The following is a 9,521-nucleotide window of genomic DNA, read 5'->3' as shown; positions in this document are numbered from 1 at the left end:
GCTGTTAGAGTTCGACCCTTCTAAAATGGGCTTTAAACGCGATGCTGACAATCCCTTAGACTGCGATGCTCTAGTAGTGGATGAATGCAGTATGGTCGATCTATTTATGGCTCATTCCATACTAAAAGCCTTGCCCAAAGATGCTCTGCTATTGATGGTCGGAGATATTGACCAACTTCCCTCAGTCGGACCAGGCAATGTCCTTAGAGATTTAATCGCCTCCCAACAAATTCCCGTCGTCCGTCTGACTCAGGTATTTAGACAAGCTGCCGAAAGTGCAATCGTTCGTACTGCCCATCAAATAAATAATGGTCGCCTACCAAAACTAGAACCAGTATCGATGAAAGCAACTTCAGACTGTCTCTGGCATTCGGGAGGAACAGAACCAGAACATGGCGTACAAACTATCTGCGACCTCATCGAACATTACATACCCAAAACTGGTTTTAATCCCGCTACCGATGTTCAGGTGCTTTGTCCCATGACTAGAGGAGTAGTCGGTACTCGCAATCTCAACAGTGTATTGCAACAGCTAATCAATCCTGCTGCCGAATACAAAGAAGAATTAGTTAGAGGAGACAGTATTCTCAGAACGGGCGATCGCGTGATGCAGCTAAAGAATGACTATAATAAAGAAGTGTTTAATGGTGACTTGGGAATAGTTAAGGCAATCGATAAAACCGAAAAGGAAGTCACTATTGACTTTGATGAGGCGACCCCGCGTCGGCGAAAGACGCAAGGGAACGCGCCTCATCGTGATGGCAGGAATGTAACCTATGACTATGCAGATTTAAATGAAATTACGCTAGCTTGGGCAACTTCGATACATAAATCTCAAGGTTCGGAATATCCTGTAGTTATTCTGCCTCTTTATACCCAACATTACGTTATGCTCTCTCGTAACTTGTTTTACACTGGTTTGACTAGAGCTAAGAAACTAGCGTTGATTGTTGGTTCGGAGAAAGCGGTGGCAATCGCAGTCAAGCAGGTCAAGCAGCAGCAAAGATATACGAGGTTGAGGAGGAAATTGGAAGATAAAAATTTGTAGCGATCGCTACAATAATTGAGAGCCAATTATCCGAAATATTATCCAATAGCTATTTTTTACTTTACAGTGGCGGGGTACTCTGTGGTGGTTGTCTCAACTGACTTGCTTGCTCGAAAGCATACGCTAGTTTAATTAGAGTCGGTTCGCTCCAAGGTCTACCAACAAATTCCATGCCAACAGGTACGCCTATGGGCGCAGTATCCGTTGGAGAGGAAAAACCAGCAGGTACGACGATCGAAGGAAATCCAGTTGATGAAGTTAAAATTCCTTGCCGTTCTACTTGAGATTCTCCGATGGGAACGACTAAACGTTTTTGATGTGGAAAGACAATTGCGTCAAGTTGGTTATCTGCCATTATTTGCATAAAGGTGTCTTGTAAATCCGCTCTTTTGACTAAACGATTTTTGTATTCTTCGTCTGTCGTGCTTAAAGTGGTGACTTCATCAAAAGTTTCTTCTAATGCTGGATGATATTCGCCAGAATCAATAATTTCAGCTAGGGATTCTACAGGTGTTTGAGGTTGAGTGTTTTGCAGATAGTTTGTTAGATGTTCGTCTAGCTCGTACAAATGAATGCTCACGTCAGAAACTAAAGTGTCTGCATCGAGGGAGGTGTCTAGCTCGACGAGAGTTGCTCCCTCTCCTCCTATTACTTCAACAGCTTTGTTAACTACGTTGTTAACTTCCTGGTGTTCTGGAGCATTACCAAAAAAGCTTCTAAGAACGCCAACTCTAGCTCCTTGTAAGCCATTCAGGTCTAGAAAAGCAGTGTAGGTTTCTGGAATATGTCCTATACTCCAAGCTGTAGCCGTGTCCTGGGAATCGTAACCAGCGATCGCATCGAGCATCTTTGCGGCATCGCTAATAGTTCGAGTAATTGGACCTGCCGTATCTTGAGTTAGTGAGTAAGGGATAATTCCAGTGCGGCTTACCAATCCTAAAGTTGGTCTTAGTCCAACAAGACTATTTGCGCTTGCTGGAGAGCGAATGGAATTGATGGTATCAGTACCAATGCCGAGAACGCCAAAATTAGCAGCAATTGCCGCTCCCGTACCACCGCTAGAACCACCAGGTGTTCTGGTCAAATCATAAGGATTTTTGGTCTGTCCGAGAATCGAACTAACCGTTTCTCCTGCAACCGCAAATTCGTGTAAATTGACTTTAGCCAATATGATTGCTCCAGCCTCTTCCAGCTTGGTAACGATGGGCGCATCACTCGCTGGAACATAACCCTCAAGACTTAACGAACCACCAGTAGTAGGAAGGTTATTAGTTTCAACATTATCTTTAAGCAGCACTGGAATACCGTGTAAAGAACCAACCTTACCAGAAGTTTGAAACTGTCTATCGAGTTCGGTAGCTCGCTCAGTAGCGTTAGGATTAACTACAATAACTGAGTTTAGTTCTGGTCCCTGTTGGTCATAAGCTTCAATACGTTCTAAGTAATGTTCGACTAGCTCGCTGGCGGTTAGCGTTCCCTGTTGCATAGCAGTCTGAATACGATCGATGGTAGCTTCTTCAAAAACGAAACTATTTGCAGCTCCTACGCGATTAAACCGCATCTACTTTGAAAACCGTAGTTTTTCTTCTTCTGGATCGAGGTGTTTTTTAACCCACAAGCGATCGCTTAAAAACAGTGGAGTAGTATTAATTAGATGCTGAAAATCAGCAACAGCAGAAATTAACTCTTGTTGTTGGTCATAACAAACATGATAAGTTATGTCTTCTCTGAGCCATTGCCAAAGATGTTCGACAGGCATAAAATCTGGGCTATAGCCAGGTAATTGTAGAAGATGGATGTCCATTGCTGATGCTGCCTCGGTGACCACTTTAGCACGATGATATGGKGCGCCATCCCAAACCACAGTTATTTGTTGCTGGGGAAATTCGACTCGCAACTTTTTGAGAACATCAATGGTATTAATTTTCTCTGCTTTCTCATAAGGAAAAATTCTGGTTTGCGCCTGATTATAGAGGTAAACACCATAAAAAGAGACTTTCTTTCTTCCAGGAGAACTAGAGCTGACCCAAAACCTTTCTCCCCGAATTGACCAACCGTAACCTTCATCGGTATCTAAATGTATATGGGCTTCATCAATATAGATAATTAATCGCTTTTGATGAAGTGCATCCTCTAATAATTCAGTAATTTGTTCGACAAATTCAGCTCTTTTGGCGGTATTGCCTTTATTAAGCAACTTCTTCGCTTTCTTCCAGGAAAAACCCATCTGCTTAAGAGTTTTTCTGACTGTCTCTCGACAACAATTTATCTTCCACTTCTGTTTCAGCCAGTGGACGAATCTTTTTAACGTCCAACGTGGAAACCCTTGAGATTTCCTCCCTCTTTCTTGTGGTGCTAATGCTGACCTTAAAAGAGCTTTCTGGATTTGATTCCCTAAATCTTTTCGCACCGTTTCGGAAAAAAAGGGTTTCTTCCTCCCGTTCTTTGATACTCGACGGCTTTGAGACCTTCTTGATTATAACGATGCACCCATTCCATTACTGTTTGGGGATTTCTTCGGGTTTGTTCCCCTACCTTTGTAGCACTTTTCCCTTCACTAATTTCATACAATGCCATCAGTCTCTCTCTTGTTCGAGGATGTTTGGCAGCCAATGCCTCTGTTCTTAATAACTCTTTGCTTTGATTCCAACGAGCGTAATCTACTTTTAACATCAAATCGATCTTATTTTTCTTCTCTTAATCAGCCTATTTGATTTTGAGCCAAAACTCCAGTTTTCAAACTGGACGGGGTTTAGTTTGGAATAAAAAGAAATTATTTTCTTTTATTTTTGTTACAGCTTTGTTAGTTACTATTACTCCTTTATCTAGTTTTGCTCAAACGGAAAAAGCAGAACAAGAGGTAGCAGAAACTACTGATACTTGGCTTAATACTGTTACTTCTGGTTCTGAAGGAGTTGTAGATGAAGTAGTAGCTTTGTACGCAGAAGATGGAGTTTTATGGGGTACTGTCTCCGAGCAAGTAAGGGATACCCCAGCAGAAATTGGTGATTATTTTGAATTTTTTGCTAGGCTTCCCGAATTGAGCGTTAGTTCATATAAAGGTTGTGTAAGAATGTACGATGAAGATCTTGCCATTAACAGTGGCTACTATACTTTCACTTTTAGTGAAAATGGTCAAACCAAAGAAGTCCCTGCACGCTATAGTTTTGTATACCAGAAAAATGGTAATAATCAATGGGAAATTATCGAACATCACTCCTCTGCTTTACCTGAAGCTCCTGAAACATTAGAAGCAGTAAATCCAGAGCAAGATGCTTGTGAAAACGGGTTATTGGTAGAAAGATAATTACTTTTTAAGATAAATTGAAGTACATTATTAGATAAATAGTAAAGCGATCGCCTTAAAGTAGTAGAGATAGTTTTTGCTTAATTACCAAATCCTTGCTTGCTCCGTCAGTCGCTGTTAGAGACTCGCCATCGCTTCGCGATGTCGGCGAACTCCAGTTCGCCTCGGATTTTAAATCCGAGCGGGCGGTGCGTGACCGAAGGGAATCCTTTAGGGCTTTTTACTGCCGTAGTCAACTGTCTTAAACTCCAGGCGATCGCTCTTTGGATTATAAATAGTATAAGTAGCCTCTCCTGGCTCTCTGCCGACATTTCCCACCCCGACAAGCCTTCTTTTTGGTGCAGTAATAGTTTGCACGGGTTGCTGAGATTCTAAAGTCATCACCGAACTCTTAACCGAACCTGCTTGTAATTGATATTCAAACACTTGACCCGAACGACCACAAAAGAGTTGATTTGCCTGGACTCTCTGCAAGCGGTCTAGCATTTGCCAGGGTGGGGTTTTGGGGGTTAACTCATCGCTGACGCTAACAGTGCTACCGTGAATTAACAAACAATCTAATTCAAAGAAGCCAAAATGACAGTTGCGTAACCACTGTACAGTTTCGCGAGATACAGAATCCCAAAGTAGTTTGGCGGTTTCTTTGCTAAAGCGTTCTATTAATTCTGTTGGTTCTGCTGTCGAACCCAAACCGTGTAAGGCAAAGCATTGTTCTTCCCACCAGCCGACGCATACTTGGGGTTCTAATTCTCCAGGTAAAGGATTCTGAATGCGCTCGATCGCTTTTTCGCTATCTGGGTTAGCTGCTACAATATCGCCCAAAATATACAATTCTTCTATCTTAACGCGCTGGCGTTTGATATCTGCTAATACCGCTTTGTAAGCTGCGATATTTCCTTCAATTCCGCTTAAAATTGCCCACATCGATTTGCATATTTTTAAGAATGATAATCATTATATCTGTAAATTACATTAAGAGTTTGAAAATATTGTTATATATTTTGACGAGCTAGAAGCGTCTTTTTTGCTTCATCCTGGACTTTGCGATCGCTATCTTCACACAGAGACATGACAATATCTAAAGGAATATTTATATTCTGAGCAAGAACCCATCTAACTTGAGGCAAAGGGTCTTTTGACAAGATAAAAGCTGCTTTGGCGGTAATATCCTCTCGTCGAGCGATCGCCAGACGAACCTGATGATGATAGTCTATCAATCCTCCGAACGACGATCCGCGAAATCGTTGTGTAGTGGGTTTGGCGTTAATAGAATCTGTAGCTAAATATTCCATTATTTCTAAAGATATACGCGGATGTTTGGCCACTTCGACACGAACATATTTATCTTTATCCGTCTTGAGTCGATCTAAAACCGATAAGGGTACTTTTGGATGTTGGGCAACTTCTTTTCGTACTTTGGCTGACGAACTTGATGCTAGGTTCTCAAATAGTTGTGGTGATAGATCGACGTTTTTAATCATTTCGATCTGAACCGATCTATTACCCTCTTCACTAATTAGATCGATATCTTTACTTAATAGTTCGAGAATTTTATCTAAAATGTTGGGATTGCAAACTAACCTCTGTCTAACATAAGCAGAAGGATCGTTAGCTAATGCTATTGCTATTGATTCAGAAATATCTTCTCGTAGAGCGATCGCACCACGCACACAATCACTGCGATCGCTTGTTAGATTATTTAATATAGTCATAGTTGTTTGAGGATTATTTACTATTGCTTGACGCACCATAGACATAGCATCCTGAGATAATTCCTCGATAATCTCTGAGGATATATTCGGGTTGGCAGCAACTTTTTCACGAACATCAATATTGTTATCTCTTTTAAGTTTATTGAGAGTTATTAATTTTGTTCTTGGATGTTCTGCAACACCTTGGCGTATTAAATAACTTTCATTAGTTGCTAATCGATCTAATATTTCTGATGATGTATCGGGATTATAAATTAAACCTAATAATCTTTTAAACTCATTTATTTCTGCTCTACGTTTTTCCCTCGCTTCTAAACGTTCGCGATACCAATTGTCATTTACTGTATTTGATTCGTTTACTGTGTTTAATAATTTAGTAACTGCTGGCAAAATATGACGATTATCAGCCAGCTTGTTTCTAACATAGTTAGAAGGATCGCGAGTGAGTAATATTGCCTGTTCTTCTGAGATATCTTTTCGTTGGGCGATCGCAGCACGGACAGACAGACTAGGATCGTTTATTAGTTTTTTTAAAATATCATTAAATGTTTGCGGATTTTCGGCGATCGCACTCCGTATTAGAGGAACAGGATCTCGTGCTAATTCTTCTATAATTTCTGATGATATTTTATGGCTTTGAGCTACTTTTTCTCGGACAAATATATTGCGATCGTTTTTTAACTTATCTAATATATCTACAGTTACGTTTGGATTACTGACAATTTGTTGGCGTACTAAATAGCTTTCATTTGTTAGTAGCTTTGTTAATATTTCAGGCGGAGTCTGAATATTACGAACAACTCCAATCGCCACTATAGATTGATTATTTTTGGCTAACTCTTTAATCGTATTTAATGATATATTTGGGTTTGTAGCTAATAGCCTTTTTACATAAATAGAACTGGTTTCAACTATCTCTCTTGTCGTTTCTTCAGAAATAACTGCCGTTGATAGTTCCCTTAGCTTCTCCTGAATTTGAAAATATACAATACTATTATTTTTATTAATATAATTAGCTTCTCTTGAATGTCTACGTAATTTTTCTATTAACTTGCTAACAAAGATATTATGTCTGTAACTTTTAATATGCTTGCTTCTTATATAGGAAGCAAGATCGAGGGCTAATATCATTGCATCTTTATCGAATGCATCTTTTTTTGTGTCAATGGCAGTACGAACACGAAGATATTCCCCTTTTGGCAGACTTTTTATCCGCCAATTATTCAGAATTAGATCGGATAGTTTTGTGTTCTTTATAAGCTGCTCTTTTATATGCCGAATAGAATAGCCACGACAACCTAAATTATTCACCAAAATCGTAGCGATTTCTAATGATATTTTTGGTATGAGAGTGGCTGCACGACGAATATAATAATCATAATGAATATTCAAATTATATAGAACATCTAATGATGCATTAGGATTCGCTGCAAGGCTTTCCTTTATCTGTCTATCATATTCGAGACTCAGTTTCTCTAAAATCTCAATAGGCGTATTCGGATTACCTGCAACCAGACGAAGAATCTCTTTGTCTTTACTCTTTGACAACTTTGCTAATATTTCAGGTGAAGTATTCTCATCCTGCGCTTGTCGCTTTATTACTTCGGCATCCATATTAAGCTATGTGAGTAATTATACAGTTACACTATTTTAATTTACCGTACCTCTTTAAATTACTGCTATTTCGTTTTGCTCTCTTTTCAAAATAAAAGAGGAGAATTTTAAGTTCGCGACTCAGCATTAATCCAAGTACAGTTACGAAATATTAATTTTTCTTTGTAACTACCGTATTTAAAATAGCATGGATACAAAAAGCGATCGCTTGAGATTTTTCCAGCAGATACATAATGCGATCGCACTACACTAAAACCCAATAATTTACCTCTCACACACATGAGTCGGATCGTCCGCTTTTTCGGCAAATTCTAAACCCCTAGCCAAACGCCAGGCAAAAATCGGCGGTAAACCAGCATCTAATATAGCAACGCAGGTTGTTTGATAGTCATACTCCACTTCTCGTAAATTTACTGCTTGTGTCTCCGTATCATAAATGACATAGGTAGCATTGGGACGACCATGACGGGGTTCGCCTACCGAACCGACATTGATAATTCGCTTTACAGGAGTATTAAAACTAACGGCAGGTTGTTCTTTTCGATCGGGTTGACGAACTTTAACCTGTAATTGTCCAGAATCTAGAGTGCGAACATAGGGAACGTGGGTATGTCCGCAAAATAATATATCTGCATCGCTGGAGAGAACTCTTTCTAAAGCAGTAAAAGCATCCATTTCGGGTAATAAATATTCGTGGTTGCTACTAGGGCTACCATGTACGAAACAGAGATTATCTTCTTTATAGGTATGGGGTAGTTGTGCCAAATATTCCCTAACTTCGGGATCGACCTCTTTATTTGTCCATTCGTGGGCGATTTTACCTCTTTTTTCCGCCAACAGAGAAGGGTAACTACATTCACAGGCGTTGAGTCCTTCGACAACGTCTTCATCCCAACAACCCTGTACGGTGGGAATATCTAAAGAACGTATTTGTTCCACTACCGCATTGGGATAAGGACCATAACCCACTAAATCCCCCAGACAATAAATCTTTTCTGCTTGTTGTTTGTCAATATCTAGTAAAACTGCATCTAAAGCTGCATAATTACCATGAATACAGGACATTACTGCTATTTTCATACTACTTCTACCTCTGGTTCACTTTCTAAAGATTCTTTTACTTGTTGTTGGTAATAATTAATTGCTGATTCGGGAACACAGCAATCTCGGACGGTTTGAGCAATTTCATCCTTATCTAAATTACTACCTACTATTTCAAAACCGCTAAAACGATCTGGTTTACCGTTTAGGCAACGAGGTAAATCTAAAGGTTTGAACTCAAGTTTAGATTTCCCCAATTTAAAGTCACCATAATAAATTTTTCCGTCCACTAAATCGAAGATTCCCTTTGCCCGAACCACCTTTCCATAAGCACCTTGGGTAAGTTCCAGCCAAAATGTAGCTAGACTATCAAAATCTAAAATTTCCCCTGTCAAAACTCCCCGATGAATCTGTAAGGCTTTATTTGGCTTAGTTGTGTTACTTACTTGAATAATTTCATCCGCCCAAGTCTCTAATTCTCTACTATCTGTATCCTCTGGGATTATGACTACTCTACGGGAGTTAAAAGTTTGCAGTAAAGGTTCAATTCCTGCTAAATCAAAATACCAGGGAATCTCCAGATAAGTAATGGTGTTATTTAATTCCGCTTCTTCTCCTGTCTGATAAAGCTTTAGTTGAGGATATTCACTTTGAAGATAAATTGCATCGATAGGTACGGAATCGGTTTGCGGGCTGAAATAACCTACAGGTTTACTGGTTTGGGCTAGTTGTTGATGAATCCAGTGGGTTTTACCCGCACCTGGAGGACTGGCTACAGCGATAATCATCGTATATTTTT

General features: G+C 39.8%; 9 protein-coding genes. 2 read left to right on the top strand and 7 right to left on the bottom strand.

Going from position 1 to position 9,521, the window contains the following annotated elements; all coding sequences use genetic code 11:
* The coding region (locus KV40_RS25400; RefSeq protein WP_036487255.1) for an ATP-dependent RecD-like DNA helicase at positions 1-1,048 on the top strand (1,048 nt) is incomplete at its 5' end.
* 61 nt (positions 1,049-1,109) lie between these two features.
* On the opposite strand, the gene KV40_RS25395 is transcribed toward KV40_RS25400, so the two are convergent.
* Genes KV40_RS25395 through KV40_RS25385 form a run of 3 tightly spaced genes read right to left on the bottom strand, consistent with a single transcriptional unit; the run spans position 1,110 to position 3,721 of the window.
* Positions 1,110-2,609, bottom strand: a complete 1,500-nt coding sequence (locus KV40_RS25395; RefSeq protein WP_036487253.1) for an amidase family protein — start codon at positions 2,607-2,609, stop codon at positions 1,110-1,112.
* Positions 2,610-3,458, bottom strand: a complete 849-nt coding sequence (locus tag KV40_RS25390; protein ID WP_072013741.1) for an IS630 family transposase — start codon at positions 3,456-3,458, stop codon at positions 2,610-2,612.
* Positions 3,443-3,721, bottom strand: a complete 279-nt coding sequence (locus KV40_RS25385; RefSeq protein ID WP_036476788.1) for a helix-turn-helix domain-containing protein — start codon at positions 3,719-3,721, stop codon at positions 3,443-3,445. The genes KV40_RS25390 and KV40_RS25385 overlap by 16 nt, the downstream gene beginning before the upstream one ends.
* 43 nt (positions 3,722-3,764) lie before the next feature.
* On the opposite strand from KV40_RS25385, the gene KV40_RS25380 reads away from it, so the two are divergent.
* A complete protein-coding gene (locus tag KV40_RS25380; RefSeq protein WP_253274384.1) occupies positions 3,765-4,355 on the top strand; it encodes a DUF4440 domain-containing protein in 591 nt (196 codons plus the stop codon).
* A gap of 210 nt (positions 4,356-4,565) precedes the next feature.
* Here the strand turns inward: KV40_RS25380 and KV40_RS25375 are convergent, their stop codons facing one another.
* From KV40_RS25375 to KV40_RS25360, 4 genes are all read right to left on the bottom strand, one after another.
* Positions 4,566-5,279 carry a hypothetical protein gene (locus tag KV40_RS25375; protein WP_036487249.1) on the bottom strand — a complete coding sequence of 238 codons (714 nt, stop codon included), beginning with the start codon at positions 5,277-5,279 and terminating at the stop codon, positions 4,566-4,568.
* A 68-nt stretch (positions 5,280-5,347) separates the two neighbouring features.
* Entirely contained in the window at positions 5,348-7,681 is a 2,334-nt protein-coding gene (locus KV40_RS25370; protein ID WP_036487247.1) for a hypothetical protein, read from the bottom strand.
* A 264-nt stretch (positions 7,682-7,945) separates the two neighbouring features.
* Positions 7,946-8,761 carry a metallophosphoesterase gene (locus KV40_RS25365; RefSeq protein ID WP_036487245.1) on the bottom strand — a complete coding sequence of 272 codons (816 nt, stop codon included), beginning with the start codon at positions 8,759-8,761 and terminating at the stop codon, positions 7,946-7,948.
* Positions 8,758-9,510 (bottom strand): GTPase G3E family protein, encoded by a 753-nt coding sequence (locus KV40_RS25360; protein ID WP_036487243.1) that lies wholly within the window; start codon positions 9,508-9,510, stop codon positions 8,758-8,760. The genes KV40_RS25365 and KV40_RS25360 overlap by 4 nt, the downstream gene beginning before the upstream one ends.
* Between the last annotated feature and the right edge of the window lie 11 nt (positions 9,511-9,521).

This window comes from Myxosarcina sp. GI1 (genome assembly GCF_000756305.1).
In the GTDB taxonomy this organism is placed as follows: Bacteria; Cyanobacteriota; Cyanobacteriia; order Cyanobacteriales; family Xenococcaceae; genus Myxosarcina.
This window is presented reverse-complemented; position numbering and strand designations above follow the sequence as displayed.

What these genes read in the sequence shown, in the direction of transcription:
- KV40_RS25365 (WP_036487245.1), bottom strand. Translation starts at nt 8,761, where the DNA reads ATGAAAATAGCAGTAATGTCCTGTATTCATGGTAATTATGCAGCTTTA.
- KV40_RS25395 (WP_036487253.1), bottom strand. Translation starts at nt 2,609, where the DNA reads ATGCGGTTTAATCGCGTAGGAGCTGCAAATAGTTTCGTTTTTGAAGAA.
- KV40_RS25375 (WP_036487249.1), bottom strand. Translation starts at nt 5,279, where the DNA reads ATGTGGGCAATTTTAAGCGGAATTGAAGGAAATATCGCAGCTTACAAA.
- KV40_RS25360 (WP_036487243.1), bottom strand. Translation starts at nt 9,510, where the DNA reads ATGATTATCGCTGTAGCCAGTCCTCCAGGTGCGGGTAAAACCCACTGG.
- KV40_RS25385 (WP_036476788.1), bottom strand. Translation starts at nt 3,721, where the DNA reads ATGTTAAAAGTAGATTACGCTCGTTGGAATCAAAGCAAAGAGTTATTA.
- KV40_RS25370 (WP_036487247.1), bottom strand. Translation starts at nt 7,681, where the DNA reads ATGGATGCCGAAGTAATAAAGCGACAAGCGCAGGATGAGAATACTTCA.